We start from the raw sequence: 16,575 nt of genomic DNA, 5'->3' as shown, positions 1-16,575 counted from the left end.
ACTTGAGGTCTAGCTGGGCCACTCCTAAACTTGGTACGTTCCCGACTGTGCAGTGTTGAACGCTCCAACAGACGTGACTCTTATTGCTTCATGTCGAGGTTGCATTCAATCTCTTGACTAGTTGACTCACGCGTCACTAGTCGGCGCGCGCGAATTTAAAGGTCAACCACCCCAGAATCGCCGGGGTGCGCCTGCTCTCCGGTCAGCTTGTGCTTGACCCAGCTGGCGGCCAGGCTGACCGGCCCTCCCGGATTTTCCCAGTACTCGGCGGATTCGGAACTCACATGCAGCAGCGCGACATTCGGCGATTTGGCTCCGCCGCGGGCGAATGCCTCGACCGCAGGGTTCCAAAGTTCCTCCTTCTTGCCGACATCGCGCACGATCTCAGCGGTGCCGCGGACGGAGACCCAGCTCGTCTTGTCGGAGAACGAGATGTTGATGTTGCGATCCTTCGCCACTTCCTGGGCGATTTCGGATTCTGTCGCGATGAAGAACCAGAGGTCGCCGTCGTCGGTGACTTGAACTGCTGTCAAGGGCCGGCTGAGCAGGTTCTCTCCCGACCGGGTGGTCAGCATGCCCACCTTGATGTCCTCGATGATCTTGACGACTTTTTCTACGTCATTGGTGCTCATGTGTTCCTCCAAAAAGAAGTATTGGATTTGCTTGGGCTGTTTTAGTTGGTTGGGATGCGCTTTGAGACGAGATGCCAACTTGTGAGTTTCAGTTAAAACCCTGGCAACCCCCATGCGGCAGGAGCGGCAGGCGTAAGGTCGAACCCACGTGGAGCCAATGAACCTACAGAAATTGCCGATGAACCGCCGACCTCGCAAGCACCTGCATCTGAATCTCAACGATGACCAATTCGACGATCTCATCAGCGCCTTGGAGAGCCACCGGGATTGTCTCCGACGCTTGAGCGAGGAAGCGGCGAACGGTTTTGGCCTTGGCATCCCCTATTGGGATGGACGGGTGAATGAGATCCAAGAGCTGATCGACGCGGTCCGGCATTGTGCTCGTGGCGATGGGGCGGAATAACCCGTTGCGGGTGTTCCTCCGTCCCTGCGGGATTCCAGGCTCCCGATGACATCACTTGTATGCCTGCCCCACAGAACGTTCTTCGGCGGCCCGGCCGCTGGGCGACCGATTACTGGTCTTTGCCCAGCAGCCAAGCGCCGGAATACGTACCGTGCAAAATCCTCGTCAACTATTGAAATGCTGGGCGTAGCTCTTCACTTCGGGTGCACCGTGGAAAACGGGGACTGGGTGCGTGACCGTGCTGCATTCCCAGTACTTCGAGCGAAAAGTCACCAAGCCCTGCAACTCGGCGCGCTCGAAGAGATCCGAAATCGGGGTTGAATCTTTTTCGCATCCCACGGTCTCCAAGGCCGGATTAGGCGTAGCCACATAGAGGAATTTCAGCTCGTCCGTCCGGGGATCGAGCATTGCGACCAGAACTGAGCGGCCATGCATGCTTACTAGTCCCATCACGTCGTTGACGGATTCCGTTGACACCGTCATCACGATTGGCATGCCCTGGGCCCATCCGTACTCGGACAAGTGCTTGCGGCCTTCACGTGACCCGAGAAGTTCCGAGACTCGCTCGGCCGTTTTCGTCCTGACTATACGTCCTGGCATCTGTTTGACCTCCACCTTGTTCGTAACTGTCCGGGTGATCCCGTTGTTCTTGGAACTTCGTGCAGCTCTGGCTTGAGCTTGCGAACTGCACGAAATCCACTGCATTTACGTCACTTAAGGAGTTCTATCTTAATTGGACTTGGTTGTCTCGAAACATGAAGGAAAGTCCAGTTCGCCAGGGAGCGAGCTCAGAAATTTCCATGTCAGATTGCGTTTTAGATGAATTATTATCACCGTGGGTAGTTAAAAACGGCCTAGTCAATTAATGAAATATGGTTATATTTCAGCAAGCGACCACCTGAATTACCAAGTGCCCAGCAAAGCAAGACTTCTCGGGGAACTTTGAGGTTTTGTGTAGCCGGGGTCACTTTAGTTGCACTTGCATGTTTTGCCGCCCGGGGATTCGAGGGCATCGAATCGCGCCGTGTGCGGCTGCCTGACCCGATGTCGCCATGCAGGTCATTCCGGCAGTTGCGGAACTGCCGCGCGCGGCGGTCAATGGGGTTTCGGTGCGGGAAGGCAGTTGGCGGAACTCAGGGGCCACTCAGGAAGCGCTGGCCTGCGGCGGTCTGCGCGCACACTGGTGGCATGGAAAAACCGGAATCCGTATCCACGCAGCAGCTGACGGTCGCGCAATGGACCGAGAAGCTTTCGCAGACCACCGGAGTGCCTGGTGGGGGAGCGGGAAGCGGAGTGATGCTGTCCGTGGCAGCGGCGTTGATCTGCATGGCCGCCGGCTACAGCGAGGATGCCGAGGCTGAGGGAGAAGCGGGGCGCATTAGGCGACGAGGGCAAATCTTGCGCAACGAATCCCTCCAGCTGGCGGATGAGGACGCTGCTTGCTCTGCATCCTTCGGCGCGGCTTTCCATGCTCCGGCAGGCGCCGCCCGGTCGGCGGCGATTTGTGGTGCGGCACTGCAAGCTGCCCGGTCCTCGGCCGCCATCGGGAAGCGGGCCGCGGCGGCGGTTGACGACATCCGATGGCTGGCCGAATATGGAAACCAGGCCCTGGTTGCCGACGTGGTCGTCGCCTTGGGAGCGCTGCGGGCCTCGATCTCCGGGTGCCGTGCCAACGTCTGCTTTGATTTGTCGACGCTGCAAGCGCACCGGGACTCTGGGCGACCCGAGGGTGAAGACGCGCCTCTGCATGGCACCCTTGAACAGTTGGACCGCGCGCTGGCGAGCATCGATAAACTGTCCGCCGTCATCGACGCCCGGATCAGGGACCGCCTGTCAGGCGACTAGCCCTTGTGGCGGGCTTTCATATGGTCGTAGGCTTCAAGGGCCTGGGCTCGCGAGGATTTCAGATCCACAATGGGCTCGTGGGCCACCGGGGCGAACCGCGCCACGTAGGATCCCTGCGGATCAAATTTCTTCGCCTGAAGCTCGGGGTTGAACACCCGGAAATATGGGGCAGCATCTGCGCCGCTGCCGGCAACCCACTGCCAATTGGCGCTGTTGCTGGCCAGGTCGGCGTCCACCAGGGTGTCCCAGAACCACTGCTCGCCGACCTTCCAGTGCACTCCTAGATTCTTGACCAGCAGGCTGGCCGTCACCATGCGGACGCGGTTATGCATCCAGCCGGTTTCCCAGAGCTGCCGCATGCCCGCGTCGACCAGGCGGAAGCCTGTCTCGCCGTGCTGCCAGGCGGCAACGTGGGCCGCGGCCTGCGGATCGTCGTCCGGCCACGCCCAGTCGAAGGCGTCGAATTCGCCGCGCAGGTTCTGCGTGGGCAGTGAAGGGTGGTGGTAGAGCAAATGCCAGCAGAAATCGCGCCACGCCAGCTGGCGCCGGACCGCGGCGACGCCCTCGGACGCGCCAGGATTCGACGCTGACTGCCGGCCCAGAGCTTCCCAGGCCTGGTGCGGACTGAGGTGCCCCCAGCGCAGGGCGGGGGACAGCGCGCTGGTCCCGTCCAGGTCCGGCCGGTCATGATGCTGCGGGTAGTCGGCGGCGATGGATTCGGCGACCTCCTCCAATCTTGAGTGCGCCTCGGCTTCTCCAGGGACCCACCTTGCGGCCAGCCCACCGGACCAGTCGGGGTTGGTGGGAAGCAGGTCCCAGCTCTCCAGGTCCTCGCTGTCTGGAAGGCTGTTCACGGTTTCCTGCGGTTCAGGGACTGGCAGGACCGGGCGCAGCTCGGCATCGCGCAGCTTGTTGTAGAACGGGGTGAAGACCTTGTAGGAGTTGCCCTCCTGGGTCTGGAGTTGCCAAGGCTCGTGCAGCAATGAGCCTGCGTAGCTGTGCGCTTCGCGTCCCGCGCCGCGAAGCTTCGCCTTGGCCAGCGCATCGACCTCTCGTTCGGCTTCCGAGTATCGGCGGGTCCAATGGATGCCCTGCGCTCCGCAGTCCTCGGCCAGCGTGTTGATGATTTCCGCTGCCTGTCCGCTACGCAGAACCAGTGGAACACCCAGCTCGGCCAGTGATTCGCGGAGGCTGAGCAAAGCGTGGTGGAGCCACCAGCGCGCGGCGCCGCCAAGCGCCCGCAGTCCGGGGGATTGCTCGTCGAAGACGTAGACGGCGATGGCCGGACCTGCAGCCATGGCGGCGGTCAGCGCCGGATGGTCTGCGGTGCGCAGGTCGTCGCGGAACCAGACAAGCTGGAGCGGGGCGGTTGTGCGGGGCATGCAGTTCCTTTGGCTTGGGAATAATGCTAGCTTAGCTAACTTTTAGCCCGGCAAAAGTCCACTATGGTGCGGAGTATCAGATGGCGACTGTGTGGACGCAAAAGGATGGGTGCGGGAACCTTCGGTTCCTGCGCCCATCCTCGGCCGAATTCAGGAGGGCCGCCTGGGCCCAAGGGCTTTAGATACCCAGCTCATCACGCAGGCGGGCCACGTGGCCCTTGGCATCCACGCTGTACTCCACATGACTGATCTTCCCTTCAGGGTCCACCACTGCCGTTGAGCGCAGCGTGCCCACGAAGGTCTTGTCCCCAAAGGTCTTTTCGCCGAAAGATCCGTAGGCTTTCGCCACGGCATTGTCCGGATCGGAGAGCAGCGGGAAGTTCAAGGACTCATCCGAAGCGAACTGGCTATTGGCTTCCGGCTCGTCGGGAGAGATGCCCAAAACCGAATAACCAGCAGCGTGCAGCGAATTCAGGTTGTCGCGGAAGTCGCAGGCTTCGGTCGTGCAGCCCGGGGTTGCCGCCTTTGGGTAGAAGTAGACGATGACATTCTTGCCAGCGTAGTCGGAAAGCGAAACAACCTCGGATTCGGTGTTGCGCAGGGAGAATGCGGGGGCCTGCTGGCCCACGGCCAGGGGAGCGGAATGTTCAGCCACGATCTCAACTTTCGTATTACGGTAATTTCTTTTCATTCTAGGTGTTTCCGGTCTCCCCTGCTAGGGGGAAGCCCGAAAAGAACTCGAGCGCTTCAGCAATAGTGCACAGCACCTCAAGGGCATGTAGGGACTGCCGCACCGAGTTCGTTTTGTGGAAATTTTCAGATTGCCTGGGGGCTCCATGCCGCTGACTTACACTGAGTGGCAACGACAGAGAGGAGCCCCAGTGGAATCGACACCAGTTATGTTTTCGCGTGGCGATAGGGCTGATGCCGCAGATCAAGAGGGCACATGGTGGGCCAGCGCGCCTCATCTGCTGGATGTGGCCGCCGGGTGCAAAGGCCACGCCACCCCCATCCTGCATGCGCTGAAACAGATCGAAGGAGAGCTGCCGGTGCCGGGCAACGGCTCGACGCGGCAGTTGTGGGAATTTTTCGCCTCGGTCGCGGCCCTGGATCTCGTCGCAGCGCGCACGCTCGAACCGCATTTTGATGCCGCCGCAATACTGCACCAGGCTGACATGCCGTGGCCCCAAGCGACCACGTGGGGTGTTTTTGCCGCGGAGGCACCTGGCCAGCGGCTCGAAGCCAGCCGTTTCTCAGGGCAATGGACGCTGACTGGAATCAAGCCTTGGTGTTCCCTGGCGGGAGAATTGACTCATGCCTTGATCAGCGCGCACACCTCGCAGGGCCGGCAATTGTTCATGATCGAGCTGGGTGGGCCGGAAACGGAACTTGCCGATAGCAGCTGGGTCAGCCGGGGATTGCAAGATGTCCCGAGCGGATCGCTTCGGTGCATGGATACTCCGGCGCAACCGGTGGGGGAAGCCGGCTGGTATCTTGAACGCTCCGGCTTCGCCGTGGGAGGCGTTGGCGTCGCGGCGTGCTGGTTCGGCGGGGCCGTCGGGTTGTTCCGGCACCTGCTGGGCACGGCGCGCACGCGCGAACCAGACCAGCTGGCCTTGGCTTGGCTGGGGGAGGCCGACAGGCTCCTCGCCTCCGGGGCCGCCATGCTCGAACGCGCTGCGGAGCTTGCGGATCGAGAACAGCTCGGCCCGCGTCAAGCCGCGCAGACCAGAGGAGAAATCGCCCGGATCTGTGAACGCATGATCCACATCAGCGGCCATGCCACTGGGCCCGGGCCGTTGGCCTTGGATGAAGAGCATGCCCGCCGGGTTGCAGATCTCTCGATATACATTCGCCAGCACCATGCCACACGCGATGATGCCGCGCTGGGACGGATGCTTCTGGAGGACCGGAGTAAGGAACAAGAACCATGGTGACGTTCAGCCATCTGCAGCAAGGAACCTCTGCCCAAGCTTGGCGTGACTGCGGAATCGAGGATCTGGAGGTTCTGCCGTTGGACCAGGTCTTCGAATCAGCGCAACGGCTGCTGGTTCTCGCAGCCCACCCCGACGACGAAACGCTCGGCGCCAGCGGTTTGATGCAGGAAGCCCTGCGGCGCAACATCACCGTGGAGGTGCTCCTCTGCACCGACGGGGAAGCTTCCCATCCTGGCTCCTCGACCCACTCCGCACAGCAGCTGGCCCGCTTGCGTGCAGGGGAAGTCTCCCAAGCCATGATGCAGCTTGGCCGGGACAGCGGCACCGGCCCCGGGATCACGGTTCGCAGGCTGGGTCTTCCCGACGGACAGCTGGCCGCACATCGCGCAGAACTCCACGAAGCCCTGCTTGACCGTGCACAGGAAGCACCGTGCGTGCTGGCCAGCACCTACCGGGCAGATGCCCATACGGATCATGATGTCCTCGGACTCGTCGCCGCGGGCATCGCGCAGCAACTGTCGCTCTTCCACCTGGAGTTCCCCATTTGGTACTGGCATTGGGCCTCACCGCTCGAGGACGGCCGATGGTGGCATTGGAACAGGCTCGAACTGGATTCGGCAGCGCTGGATGCCAAGCGAAAAGCCTTATCCGCGCACCAGTCGCAAACGCAGCCCCTGTCCGACCAGCCCGGGGACGAGGCAATGCTCAGTGCCGAAGTCATGGAGCACTTCCTGCAGTCCCAGGAGATCTTCCGGCTGACCCGTTCCGGAGAGAAAGATACCGCCATGACCTCTTCGGTTTTCGAAGATCTCTATCTGGATCAACCTGATCCGTGGAACTACAGGGACAGCGGGTACGAGGAAAGGAAACGCGGAATACTGCTCAGCTCCCTGCCCCGGAAGCACTACGGCACGGTGCTGGAACTTGGGTGCTCCATTGGAATCCAAACCTCGGCATTGGCTGAACGCTGTACGTCTCTGGTGGCGATTGACTCAAGCCGAACCGCGCTGGAGCAAGCGCAGCGCGAAACCGCGCGCTTCGAGCACGTGCGATTGGAACAGCGTCTGCTTCCCGAGCAATGGCCGGAACTCGCCCATGGCACGGTCGATCTGGTCGTCATCAGCGAGATCGGCTACTTCTTGGCCGCCGACGAGCTTGAAGAACTCCTCGGCCTGTGCGAATCTGTCTTGGCCCCCGGCGGTGAACTGCTGCTCTGCCACTGGCTCCACCCCATCGAGGGATGGCCTCTGGACGGGCAGGCTGTTCACCGGATTGCCCACCGCCGGCGGTGGGACCGTCTGGTGATGCATGAAGAGCGGGACTTCTTGCTGGAAATCCTTCGCAAACCCGGGCAGTTGGATGGCTAGAAGACTGCGGACAATACTGGTTGTCATTCCCGCCCATAACGAAGAGCGGTACATCCTCGACTGCCTGGAAGCCGTGGACCGGTCGAAGTTGAACCTGCAAGCGGTTTGCCCAGGCATCGCCGTGCACACCATGGTGGTGCTGGACACCTGCACGGACAGCACTGCGCAGCGTGCCAGCGACTTCGCGGCCACACACCCGGGCTATTTTGCCCACCACGTGAACTTCGGTAATGTCGGAGCGACCCGCGCCTTCGGTATTGCCCAAGGGCTCAACCGACTGCCGGGGCCGCACGGGACATCAGAAACCTGGATTGCCTGCACCGATGCCGACACGAGGGTTCCAGAGAACTGGCTGAAGGAATTCGCCGTGGCCTATCTCGGGGGAGCTGATGCGGTGACCGGCACTGTGGAACCCGACCGGGTCGAATTGGCCCCGCAACTGTACCGGCAGTGGCGGGAACGCTACGTGCTGGCGCCCCACCATCCGCATATCCACGGGGCAAACCTCGGGGTCAGCGCCACGGCGTACTTGCAGGTCGGGGGTTTCAAGACCTTGGCAGCCCATGAGGACGTTGAGCTCGTGGCCAGACTCAGGCGTCGCGGATACCGCGTGGTCGCCACGGACCAATTGCATGCGGTCACCTCAGGCCGCTTGGAAGGGCGGCTGAAATCCGGTTTCGCGGATTATCTTTCCGCGCTCGCCGGCGAAACTGGAACCTGCGCTGACAACTCCTTGGATACCATCAGAGCCGGTTGAAGCGGCAGCGGGATTTCATTGGCTGCGAACAGAGATGATGATTTGCTTCAAGCGCTGTCTCTTCCTGCCCGAACATGGAACGCTGGATGTGGAACATCGCGCAGAAATCCGAGCGCAGCCGAACGTCAGCAAGGAGCATCATGAGCCAGTACGCAGTGACCAACCCCGCGACCGGAGTTGTCGAGGCAACCTACCCTACTGCCACCGATGAACAGATCCAAGAAGCGCTGGCCACCGCAGATGCCGCCTATGCGGACTGGTCCCGCACCACGCTGGACGAACGCGTGGCGCTGCTGGAGAAAGTCGCGGACATCTACGAGGAGCGCGCCGAGGAGCTGACCGCCATCATCACCCGTGAAATGGGCAAGCCCATCAGCCAGTCCCTGGGCGAGATCGGGCTGGTCGTTTCCATCTACCGCTATTACGCCAAGAACGGGCCGAAGTTCCTGGAAGACGAGGAACTGGAGGTCGCCAGCGGCGGCACCGCAGTAGTCCGCAAGGAAGCGGTGGGCGTGCTGCTGGGCATCATGCCGTGGAACTTCCCGTACTATCAGGTGGCCCGGCTCGCGGCTCCGAACCTGATGATCGGCAACACGATCCTGCTCAAGCACGCCCCGCAGTGCCCGGAATCGGCCCTGGCCATGGAGCAGATCTTCAAGGACGCAGGTGCCGCCCAGGGGCTGTACGTGAACATTTTCGCCACGAATGACCAGGTTGCAGACGTCATTGCCGACCGCCGCGTCCAGGGCGTCTCGCTGACCGGCTCCGAGCGTGCAGGCTCTGCGGTGGCGGAAATTGCCGGCCGCAACCTGAAGAAAGTCGTGCTGGAGCTCGGCGGCTCCGATCCCTTCGTGGTGCTTCCGGACGCGGACATCAACCGCACCGCGAAGCTCGGGATGCGGGCGCGCTTCGGCAATACCGGCCAAGCCTGCAACGCGGCCAAGCGCTTCATTGTTGATTCCTCGGTCTACGACCAGTTCGCCCAGGCCCTGACCGAGCAGGTCGCCGGCATCAAGTCCGGGGACCCCACGCAGAAGGAAACCTTCCTCGGCCCGCTGTCCTCGGCCTCTGCGCAGTCGGGGCTGGCTTCCCAGGTGGAAGACGCCATTTCCAAGGGTGCGACAGTGCTGGCTGGCGGCAAGCCGGTGGCTGGCGACGGCGCCTACTTCGAACCGACCATCCTTGCCGATGTGACCCCGGATATGCGTGCGTTCTCCGAGGAGCTGTTCGGCCCGGTGGCAGTGCTGTACAAGGTGGACGGGGAAGAAGAAGCCATCGCCTTGGCCAACAACAGCGACTACGGGCTGGGTGCGTCCGTCCACACCCAGGATCTGGAGCGTGCGCACCGCATCGCCGCGCAGCTGCAGGCGGGCATGGTTTCCATCAATGAGCCCTCCGGCTCGGCCGCAGAGCTGCCGTTCGGCGGCGTGAAGCGCTCGGGCATCGGACGCGAGCTAGGCAAGTACGGCATGGAAGAATTCATCAACCGCAAGCTCGTGAAGGTCTCCAGCCGCTGACCCGGACTGTGCATCTTAAGCGCATGGCGGCGCTCCCGGAGGGGAACGCCGCCATGAGTCTGCCGCCGCTAGTGCGAGCGGACCTTGGCTTCCAAGCCGCGCGTCCAGCGCTTGGTGACTGCCTGGATTACCGCAGCGCTGGCTCCGGAGATCACGGCAAAGGAGAGCACCTTGCCCAGCTTTTCCTGTTGTTGCTGCTCGGGGTTGGTCAGCGTGGGAGGGAGGTCGCCGGTAGTTTTCTTCCACACCGTGCTGACCAGCTTGGTTCCGACCCACCCGGCAGCCAGGGAAACCACCGTACCGAAGAGCTTGACCAGAATTTTCATTGTTCATACCTTCCGTTGACGTGCATTGCTCGTTGGATTACTTCATGAGGCTGCCGGGGTGTTCCCAGCGCACCTCAGCGGGCTCCTTGTCATCTCGCCAACCGCGCCAGACCGGATGCCGCAGCCGCCCGTCCTTTGTCAGTTCGCTGTAACGGACCTCCGCCACATATTTCGGGGTTACCCAGTGCGCATCGCGCTGGAACTGCGCCGGGATGTGCTTGACCGGTGGGGTCTTGCGCGCGATCTTCTCCAGACGTTCGCGGATCTCCTTCAACTGCAGATCCGAGAACCCCGTGCCGACCCGACCGATGAACTCCAACTCATCGCCGGCGGGGACGGCCAGCAGCAGCGAGCCGATACTTGACGCGCGGTTTCCCTGTCCCTTGGTCCATCCGATAACCAGGGCCTCCTGATCCAGCAGGTGCTTGATCTTCACCCAGCTGCCGCTGCGCCGGCCCGGTTCATAGTCGCCGGTGCATTCCTTGGCCAGCACCCCTTCCAATCCCAGCTCGAGGCTTGTCTTCAACGCGGCCTTCAAGGTGGGTCCGGTATGAGCAGGAGGTACCTTAATGTACTGTCCGTCGGAGACCGCATGTTCAAGGTATTTGCGGCGATCCACATATTGTTCACCGATCAGGTTCTCGGGCTTTCCGCCCTTGCTCCGGGGAAGCTGCAGGGCATCGAAAAGCATGAAGTTGAGCTTAATGGCCTGCGCTTGCCGGAGCCGGTTCTTGCGCCGATGCGAGATGCGCTGCTGCAACAGGGAAAAGCTCGGGCGCGCTGAACCGTCCAGGGCGACGATTTCGCCGTCCACGATCGCGCCCTCGGGTGCAAGCACCGCAAGTTCCTGTAGCTCGGGAAAATCTTCGGTCATGTCGTTGCCGTTGCGGCTGAGCAGTTTCACCTTCCCGTTCTCGACCTTGGCCAAGGCGCGGTACCCGTCCCATTTCATTTCGAAGCACCAGTCGTCGCCTTCGATGATGTCCTCCGGCACCCCGGAGCTGGCCAGCATGGGTTTGGGAACCTCGTCCAGCAGGCTGGATTCAGGGATGTCTTCCGGAACCGTCGAATCCTCGGAAGGCTGCTCCTTGGTGAGCTGCAGCAGCCAATTGTCCTGGTCTCCCATGCCGCGAGCCTGGATCAGCACGAAGCGGCGCGGAATGCCGCCGAGCCCTCCGTCTTCGCGTCCGGACAGCACCGCGATGATCTCCTTGCCATCCCGCCATTTCTCAATGGTGCATTCACCGGCATCCCAGATCGACACCTCTCCGGCGCCATACTGGCCCTTGGGAATCGTTCCTTCGAAGGTTCCGTAGTCCAAGGGGTGGTCTTCGGTCATTACAGCCAGCCGCTGGATTCCCCTCTGGAGCGGGGGCCCCTTCGGGACGGCCCAGGAGACCAGGACCCCCTCGTGTTCCAGCCTGAAATCCCAGTGCAGCCTGCGGGCATGGTGCTCTTGGATCACGAAAGACACGGGTTTTGCCGAATCCGGAGCCGCAGCCCGCGCGGTTTTCCCGACCGCGGGCGGGTGGGGCACGGGTTCTGGAGTGAGCTTTGCATCGCGCTTGGAGCGGTAGACCGCGAGCCGATCCGTGCCCTGCGCAGCCGAAGGCGCCAGGGCCGCCAAGGGATCAAGGCCGTCGGACAGCCGGTCCAATACTTCGTGGAAGTCTAGGTGCTCCAGACCGGGGGACTCGATTTCTTCCCATGTGCGAGGCGCGGCCACCATGGGACGCGAACGCCCGCGCAGCGAATACGGGCATACCGTGGTTTTCGCGGCGTTATTCTGGCTCCAATCCACCAGCACCTTGTTCTCGCGCAGGGATTTCTTCATATTTGCCACCACAAGCCGGGGGTGCTTGCGTTCCAGCGAGGCGGCGAGTTCCTTGGCCACCTCATTGACCTGGTCGGAGGTTGCCGTGCCGTCAAGACCGGCGTAAAGGTGGATTCCCTTGGATCCGGAGGTCACCGGAAAAGGCCGCAGGTCCATGCCTTCAAGGATTTCGCGGCATAGCAAAGCCACTTCGGCGCACTGGGCCAAGCCTGCGCCGGGACCGGGATCCAGATCCAGCACGAGCCGGTCGGGATGCTGTTGTTCCAGGCTCGCATTGAAACGCCATTGGGGAACGTGGATCTCCAACGCTGCGACTTGCCCGAACCATGCCAGTACTGCCGCATCGTTGGCCAGGGGATATGTATTGGAATGGGTTTTGTGCTCCAGACGGGCTGTGGGAATCCAGCTTGGGGCCGAATCCTCCAGATCCTTGCGGAAGAACACGGTTCCCGGGTTCTGTGCCGTGCCGATCCCGTCCACCCAGCGTTTTCTGGTTGCCGGGCGCCATGCCGCATGCGGCAGCAGCGCCGGGGCCACCCGCTGCAGGTAGTCGATGACTTCGCCCTTGGTCGTCCCGGTTTCCGGGTACAGCACCTTATCCAGATTGCTGACCTTCAGGGTGCGGCCATCAACGGTGACCGTTTGTTCCCTGCGAGCCATATCCACCCCTTTCCGTAGGCTTTGACCAACACTCTCCCTGCCTGTGCCCGGCAAATCCACCTTTCCTAGGGACTTTTGCGATTGGGCTGCAGGGGCACCATCGATGACCTTGAAACGGGCTGGCAAGCATGGTTTCGCTCTATGCCTGTGGCGGAAGCGGTGCTTCACTGGGCCTATGAGAGCTATATGGACTGGATCAATCGCCTTCGGGCTGGTCAATGTACCGGTGAAAGCCTACGGCGCGACCGAGGACCACGATATTTCCCTGCACCAGGTCCACTCCGCGGACGGCGGCCGGATCAAATACGAACGCCGCTGCGAGATCTGCGGCAAGAAGATCAAATACAAGGACATCGACAAGGCCTACGATGACGGCGAGCGCACCGTGGTGCTGACGGACGAAGATATGGACGCGTTGCCCGCGGAGAGAAGCCGCGAGATCGAGGTAGTGCAGTTCATCCCGGCTGACCAATTGGACCCGCTGATGCTGGAGAAAAGCTACTATCTCCAGCCCGATTCCAAATCGCCCAAAGCCTATGAGCTGCTGCGGCGGACCTTGGAGGATACCGACAAGTTGGCCGTGGTGCGTTTCGCCTTGCGCCAGAAGACCCGGCTGGGCGTGCTGCGGGTGCGGTCGAAGGCCATGGTGCTCCAGTCGATCATGTGGGCCGATGAATTGCGGGATGCCGGGTTTGCCGAACCGGAGAAGACCGCCCGGATCAGCGCGCAGGAGTTGAAGATGTCCGCCACGCTGGTGGAATCCTACAGCGGGGACTTCACGCCCGAGGACTTCAGCGACGACTACCAGATCCAGCTGCAGCAGCTGATCGATGCCAAAATCGAGCAGGGTGAAGACCTTGATACCGAAGCGACTTTCGGAGCGGCCTCCTCGCAGGATGGCGAGGAAGGTGTCCTTGATCTGATGGAAGCGCTCAAGCGCAGCATTGCAGGCAACGGCAAGTCCGCCGGCAAGGGATCTGCGGGCAAGCCATCCGGGCGTGCTTCCGGGACCAGGACACCCAAGAAATCCACGGCTTCCGCCAACAAAGCCGGGAAATCCGGGACAGCGAAAAAGAAGAAAGCCTCCTCCTCGGCGAGCAAGAAGAAGGCTTCCTCGGACGCCGAGAAGTCCGCCTGAGTCGGCTTTAGGGCTGCAGGACCACCTTGATGCAGCCGTCCTGCTTCTTCTGGAAGGTGCTGTACATCTCGGGCCCTTCGGACAGGGGCTTGGTATGCGTTACCAAGTCATCCAGGCCGATCGGATCCTTGGAGTCCTCGGTCAGCGGCAGCAGCTCATCGGTCCACGACCTCACGTTGCACTGTCCTTGGCGGATCTGGATCTGCTTGTCGAACAGCTTGACCATCGGCATCGGTGTGGCCGCACCGGCGTATACGCCGCTGATGGAGATCGTGCCTCCGCGCCGCACCGCGTCCGTGGCGGCGGTCAGCACGATATTGCGATCCATGGAGGCTGTTTGCATGACCTGCTGGGCGGCAGGATCCGGCAGCAGGCCGGTGGCTTGCTGGAGCAAGGCCGCGGTAGGGGAGCCATGCGCTTCCATCCCCACGGCATCGAGCACCGCGTCCGGGCCGCGGGAGGTCAGATCCCGCAGGGCAGTGGCTGTCTCCTTGGTGAAGTCCAGGGTCTCAATGCCATGGCGGGCAGCCATGGCGCGGCGCTCGGGGACCGGATCGATGCCGAGGACGCGATACCCCAGATGCCTGCCGATGCGTGCCGCGAGCTGGCCTACCGGGCCCAAGCCGAAGACGGCCAACGATCCTTCCTCGGGGACGTCGGCATACCGTACGCCTTGCCATGCGGTAGGCAGGATGTCGGAGAGGAACAGATAGCGGTGGTCCGGCAGGTCCGAACCCACCTTGATCGCACCATAGTCCCCGTGCGGGACCCGGAGGTATTCAGCCTGCCCGCCGGGAACCTGGCCATACAGTTCCGAGTAGCCGAGGAACGCCGCGCCTTTGCCATGGCTGCGCACCTGGGTGGTTTCGCACTGCGATTGCAGCCCACGAGTGCACATCCAGCAGTGCCCGCAGGAGATGTTGAACGGGATGACAACCCGGTCTCCGGGTTGCACGGAGGTGACTGCGGAGCCGACCTCTTGGACGATGCCCATGGTTTCATGCCCCAGGACGTCGCCTGCGTGCATGAAAGGACCTAAGAGCTCATACAAATGCAGGTCGGAACCGCAAATCGCGGTTGAGGTGACTTTGATGACGATGTCGGTCGGTTCCTGGATCCGGGGATCCGGGACCTCGCTGACCTCGACTTTCCGCTTGCCCTGCCAAGTGAGTGCCTTCATTTTCCCTCCAGTCTTCGTTGTTTCCGAGTGCGTCCCAATGCTTGGTGCGCTGATGTCAGTCCGTGTTGAACTGGGCGGTCTCTTCCTGGTCCGGATCCTGCTCCTTGGCTTTTTCCCTCCGGGAGCGCTGCTGCGATGCGGACTGCGTATCCTCCTGCTCGGGCAGCTGCTGATCCTGCGATGGTTCGTTGGCATCTTGCGAAGGCTCTGAGTGGTTCATAGATGTATTCCTTACCTGGAAATGGGGCGGGGAGCATTGCGATCCTGACCATTCCACATGCGTTGCGGGTCTTCAAGAGATTGCGCATAAGCGTTTGCTGGGAATGCCGAACCCCGGAATTCCGCGGATTTCCAGCATTTGTTGGTCCGGGAACCTGCAAGCAAGCTGGACACAGCTTGGAAGGGCTTTCGTGACTGCCTACGGTGATGCGAAAGGCCGGATTCCAAGTGATAGGGAGGGATTTTGCGTGGAAGATCATCGGGAGGCGCAGCCCAGACCTTCCAGGGTGGTTGGACTTATTGCCGACCCGGGGATCGCCCAGGGCATGGCGAACAAGGTCCACCAGAAGCTGGAGAAGAAGCTCAACAGCGACGCGGAGCGGCAGTTCAACTGGGAAATCATGATCGATCCGCTCAGCCTTCCCCTGAGCGAGTCGGGAAGCGTGATCTTGAACGAGAATGTCCCTCGATTGAGGGAGAAATACACGTGGGACTACATCATCTACCTCACCGACGCACCCCACTACGAACAGGGGCGGCCGGTGCGATCGGTGCTCAGCCCGGAACAGGGCACGGCGACGCTGAGCCTGCCCAGTCTCGGACTGGTGACCGCGGGGAGCGTTGCCCGAGCGCTTGAGGAGGTTCTGGCCGAGCTTGCCACCGGGAATCTGCCGGAGCCGTCCCCGTCTCCCCTCGGTAAAGCCCTGAGCGTGCGCGGCAGCATGCGCAGCGACGAGGACACCCCCTCGCGCATCGACAGCATCGAGGGTTTTCGCGGCCGGGTGCTGCTGACCATGGGGATGATCCGCATCAACCGGCCGTGGCGCTTGGTGCCGCAATTGTCTTCCGCGATGGCCGGCGCAGCGGCGACCGGTGCCTTCGGCGTCTTCTACACGAGCATTTGGTCGATGGCCGACTACCTGGCCAGTTCGAGGCTTGCGTTCATCACGCTCGCCAGCATCCTCATGCTTTCGCTGTGGTTGCTTTTCCATAACAGGCTGTGGGAAAAACCGCGCGGACACCGGCGCAAGGAGCGCTTGCTCATCTACAACGTAGCCACGGTGCTCACGGTGGCCTCGGCCGCAGCCGCCATGTACCTCCTGCTGTTCCTGGCGCTGCTCGTGGCGTCGCTGGTGGTTATCGACCAGGAGTTCCTCGCCTCCCAGCTGGGCCACGAGGTGTCGATGGCCGAATACCTGAACCTTGCCTGGCTCGCGGCGTCGCTCGGCACGTTGGGCGGTGCCATCGGTTCGAGCTTCGATGACGTGCAATCTGTGCAGCGAGCGACCTTCAGCCAACGCGAATACGAGCGTCGCAATCTCAGCTTGGATGACGCGGACGAGTTGTAGGACGCGCAAACAGTGCGGGTGCCAGCTCA

16 protein-coding genes are annotated in these 16,575 nt (G+C 61.9%); 8 read left to right on the top strand and 8 right to left on the bottom strand.

Translation table 11 applies throughout. From position 1 onward, the window contains the following. Nucleotides 1–155: 155 nt before the first annotated feature. Entirely contained in the window at nucleotides 156–632 is a 477-nt protein-coding gene (locus C1H84_RS08600; protein ID WP_113607136.1) for a pyridoxamine 5'-phosphate oxidase family protein, read from the bottom strand. A gap of 157 nt (nucleotides 633–789) precedes the next feature. On the opposite strand from C1H84_RS08600, the gene C1H84_RS17970 reads away from it, so the two are divergent. Continuing rightward, on the top strand, nucleotides 790–1,035 hold the full coding sequence (locus tag C1H84_RS17970) for a hypothetical protein (RefSeq protein WP_146955976.1): 246 nt from the start codon (nucleotides 790–792) through the stop codon (nucleotides 1,033–1,035). Nucleotides 1,036–1,200: 165 nt separating this feature from the next. Here C1H84_RS17970 and C1H84_RS08590 read toward each other — a convergent pair whose 3' ends face one another. Next, nucleotides 1,201–1,530 carry a hypothetical protein gene (locus C1H84_RS08590; RefSeq protein ID WP_231735887.1) on the bottom strand — a complete coding sequence of 110 codons (330 nt, stop codon included), beginning with the start codon at nucleotides 1,528–1,530 and terminating at the stop codon, nucleotides 1,201–1,203. Nucleotides 1,531–2,223: 693 nt separating this feature from the next. Here C1H84_RS08590 and C1H84_RS08585 point away from each other — a divergent pair. Then, nucleotides 2,224–2,880 carry a cyclodeaminase/cyclohydrolase family protein gene (locus C1H84_RS08585; RefSeq protein WP_113607237.1) on the top strand — a complete coding sequence of 219 codons (657 nt, stop codon included), beginning with the start codon at nucleotides 2,224–2,226 and terminating at the stop codon, nucleotides 2,878–2,880. Here C1H84_RS08585 and C1H84_RS08580 read toward each other — a convergent pair. Continuing rightward, nucleotides 2,877–4,262, bottom strand: a complete 1,386-nt coding sequence (locus tag C1H84_RS08580; RefSeq protein ID WP_047120301.1) for a cryptochrome/photolyase family protein — start codon at nucleotides 4,260–4,262, stop codon at nucleotides 2,877–2,879. The two genes, C1H84_RS08585 and C1H84_RS08580, sit on opposite strands and share 4 nt — an antisense overlap. A gap of 178 nt (nucleotides 4,263–4,440) precedes the next feature. Further along, entirely contained in the window at nucleotides 4,441–4,953 is a 513-nt protein-coding gene (gene bcp / locus C1H84_RS08575; protein ID WP_082124010.1) for a thioredoxin-dependent thiol peroxidase, read from the bottom strand. 190 nt (nucleotides 4,954–5,143) lie between these two features. Between bcp and C1H84_RS08570 the strand changes: the two genes are divergently transcribed. The 4 genes from C1H84_RS08570 to C1H84_RS08555 all read left to right on the top strand — a co-directional run bounded on the left by C1H84_RS08570 (nucleotide 5,144) and on the right by C1H84_RS08555 (nucleotide 9,840). Continuing rightward, on the top strand, nucleotides 5,144–6,199 hold the full coding sequence (locus C1H84_RS08570; RefSeq protein WP_146955974.1) for an acyl-CoA/acyl-ACP dehydrogenase: 1,056 nt from the start codon (nucleotides 5,144–5,146) through the stop codon (nucleotides 6,197–6,199). Continuing rightward, complete coding sequence (locus C1H84_RS08565; protein WP_047120298.1) at nucleotides 6,193–7,566, top strand: PIG-L family deacetylase; 1,374 nt, start codon at nucleotides 6,193–6,195, stop codon at nucleotides 7,564–7,566. The genes C1H84_RS08570 and C1H84_RS08565 overlap by 7 nt, the downstream gene beginning before the upstream one ends. After that, nucleotides 7,559–8,323 carry a glycosyltransferase family 2 protein gene (locus C1H84_RS08560; protein ID WP_181728082.1) on the top strand — a complete coding sequence of 255 codons (765 nt, stop codon included), beginning with the start codon at nucleotides 7,559–7,561 and terminating at the stop codon, nucleotides 8,321–8,323. The genes C1H84_RS08565 and C1H84_RS08560 overlap by 8 nt, the downstream gene beginning before the upstream one ends. 140 nt (nucleotides 8,324–8,463) lie before the next feature. Beyond that, entirely contained in the window at nucleotides 8,464–9,840 is a 1,377-nt protein-coding gene (locus C1H84_RS08555) for an NAD-dependent succinate-semialdehyde dehydrogenase (RefSeq protein ID WP_113607133.1), read from the top strand. Between the two features lie 68 nt (nucleotides 9,841–9,908). Here C1H84_RS08555 and C1H84_RS08550 read toward each other — a convergent pair whose 3' ends face one another. Both C1H84_RS08550 and C1H84_RS08545 read right to left on the bottom strand, forming a co-directional pair. Beyond that, the gene (locus C1H84_RS08550; RefSeq protein WP_047120295.1) at nucleotides 9,909–10,166 is read right to left on the bottom strand and encodes a DUF4235 domain-containing protein; all 258 of its coding nucleotides are present in this window, start codon (nucleotides 10,164–10,166) and stop codon (nucleotides 9,909–9,911) included. Between the two features lie 37 nt (nucleotides 10,167–10,203). Continuing rightward, on the bottom strand, nucleotides 10,204–12,660 hold the full coding sequence (locus C1H84_RS08545; RefSeq protein ID WP_047120294.1) for an ATP-dependent DNA ligase: 2,457 nt from the start codon (nucleotides 12,658–12,660) through the stop codon (nucleotides 10,204–10,206). A gap of 175 nt (nucleotides 12,661–12,835) precedes the next feature. Between C1H84_RS08545 and ku the strand changes: the two genes are divergently transcribed. Beyond that, a complete protein-coding gene (ku, locus tag C1H84_RS08540; RefSeq protein ID WP_047120293.1) occupies nucleotides 12,836–13,798 on the top strand; it encodes a non-homologous end joining protein Ku in 963 nt (320 codons plus the stop codon). Between the two features lie 7 nt (nucleotides 13,799–13,805). On the opposite strand, the gene C1H84_RS08535 is transcribed toward ku, so the two are convergent. Continuing rightward, nucleotides 13,806–14,978: a zinc-dependent alcohol dehydrogenase gene (locus tag C1H84_RS08535; protein WP_047120292.1), complete on the bottom strand. Its 1,173-nt coding sequence runs from the start codon at nucleotides 14,976–14,978 to the stop codon at nucleotides 13,806–13,808. A gap of 55 nt (nucleotides 14,979–15,033) precedes the next feature. Continuing rightward, on the bottom strand, nucleotides 15,034–15,198 hold the full coding sequence (locus tag C1H84_RS18250) for a hypothetical protein (RefSeq protein ID WP_157359271.1): 165 nt from the start codon (nucleotides 15,196–15,198) through the stop codon (nucleotides 15,034–15,036). A gap of 325 nt (nucleotides 15,199–15,523) precedes the next feature. Between C1H84_RS18250 and C1H84_RS08530 the strand changes: the two genes are divergently transcribed. Further along, the gene (locus C1H84_RS08530) at nucleotides 15,524–16,546 is read left to right on the top strand and encodes a hypothetical protein (RefSeq protein WP_244910855.1); all 1,023 of its coding nucleotides are present in this window, start codon (nucleotides 15,524–15,526) and stop codon (nucleotides 16,544–16,546) included. Nucleotides 16,547–16,575 lie beyond the last annotated feature (29 nt).

It is taken from the genome of Glutamicibacter soli (assembly GCF_003309065.1).
GTDB classification, from domain to species: Bacteria; Actinomycetota; Actinomycetes; order Actinomycetales; family Micrococcaceae; genus Glutamicibacter; species Glutamicibacter soli.
This window is presented reverse-complemented; position numbering and strand designations above follow the sequence as displayed.

Excerpts from the sequence above, each read along its gene's own strand:
- C1H84_RS08530 (WP_244910855.1), top strand. The coding sequence starts at position 15,524 with ATGGCGAACAAGGTCCACCAGAAGCTGGAGAAGAAGCTCAACAGCGAC.
- C1H84_RS17970 (WP_146955976.1), top strand. The coding sequence starts at position 790 with ATGAACCTACAGAAATTGCCGATGAACCGCCGACCTCGCAAGCACCTG.
- C1H84_RS08560 (WP_181728082.1), top strand. The coding sequence starts at position 7,559 with ATGGCTAGAAGACTGCGGACAATACTGGTTGTCATTCCCGCCCATAAC.
- ku (WP_047120293.1), top strand. The coding sequence starts at position 12,836 with ATGAGAGCTATATGGACTGGATCAATCGCCTTCGGGCTGGTCAATGTA.
- C1H84_RS18250 (WP_157359271.1), bottom strand. The coding sequence starts at position 15,198 with ATGAACCACTCAGAGCCTTCGCAAGATGCCAACGAACCATCGCAGGAT.
- C1H84_RS08535 (WP_047120292.1), bottom strand. The coding sequence starts at position 14,978 with ATGAAGGCACTCACTTGGCAGGGCAAGCGGAAAGTCGAGGTCAGCGAG.
- C1H84_RS08565 (WP_047120298.1), top strand. The coding sequence starts at position 6,193 with ATGGTGACGTTCAGCCATCTGCAGCAAGGAACCTCTGCCCAAGCTTGG.
- C1H84_RS08585 (WP_113607237.1), top strand. The coding sequence starts at position 2,224 with ATGGAAAAACCGGAATCCGTATCCACGCAGCAGCTGACGGTCGCGCAA.
- C1H84_RS08555 (WP_113607133.1), top strand. The coding sequence starts at position 8,464 with ATGAGCCAGTACGCAGTGACCAACCCCGCGACCGGAGTTGTCGAGGCA.
- C1H84_RS08600 (WP_113607136.1), bottom strand. The coding sequence starts at position 632 with ATGAGCACCAATGACGTAGAAAAAGTCGTCAAGATCATCGAGGACATC.
- C1H84_RS08580 (WP_047120301.1), bottom strand. The coding sequence starts at position 4,262 with ATGCCCCGCACAACCGCCCCGCTCCAGCTTGTCTGGTTCCGCGACGAC.
- bcp (WP_082124010.1), bottom strand. The coding sequence starts at position 4,953 with ATGAAAAGAAATTACCGTAATACGAAAGTTGAGATCGTGGCTGAACAT.
- C1H84_RS08545 (WP_047120294.1), bottom strand. The coding sequence starts at position 12,660 with ATGGCTCGCAGGGAACAAACGGTCACCGTTGATGGCCGCACCCTGAAG.
- C1H84_RS08550 (WP_047120295.1), bottom strand. The coding sequence starts at position 10,166 with ATGAAAATTCTGGTCAAGCTCTTCGGTACGGTGGTTTCCCTGGCTGCC.
- C1H84_RS08590 (WP_231735887.1), bottom strand. The coding sequence starts at position 1,530 with ATGCCAATCGTGATGACGGTGTCAACGGAATCCGTCAACGACGTGATG.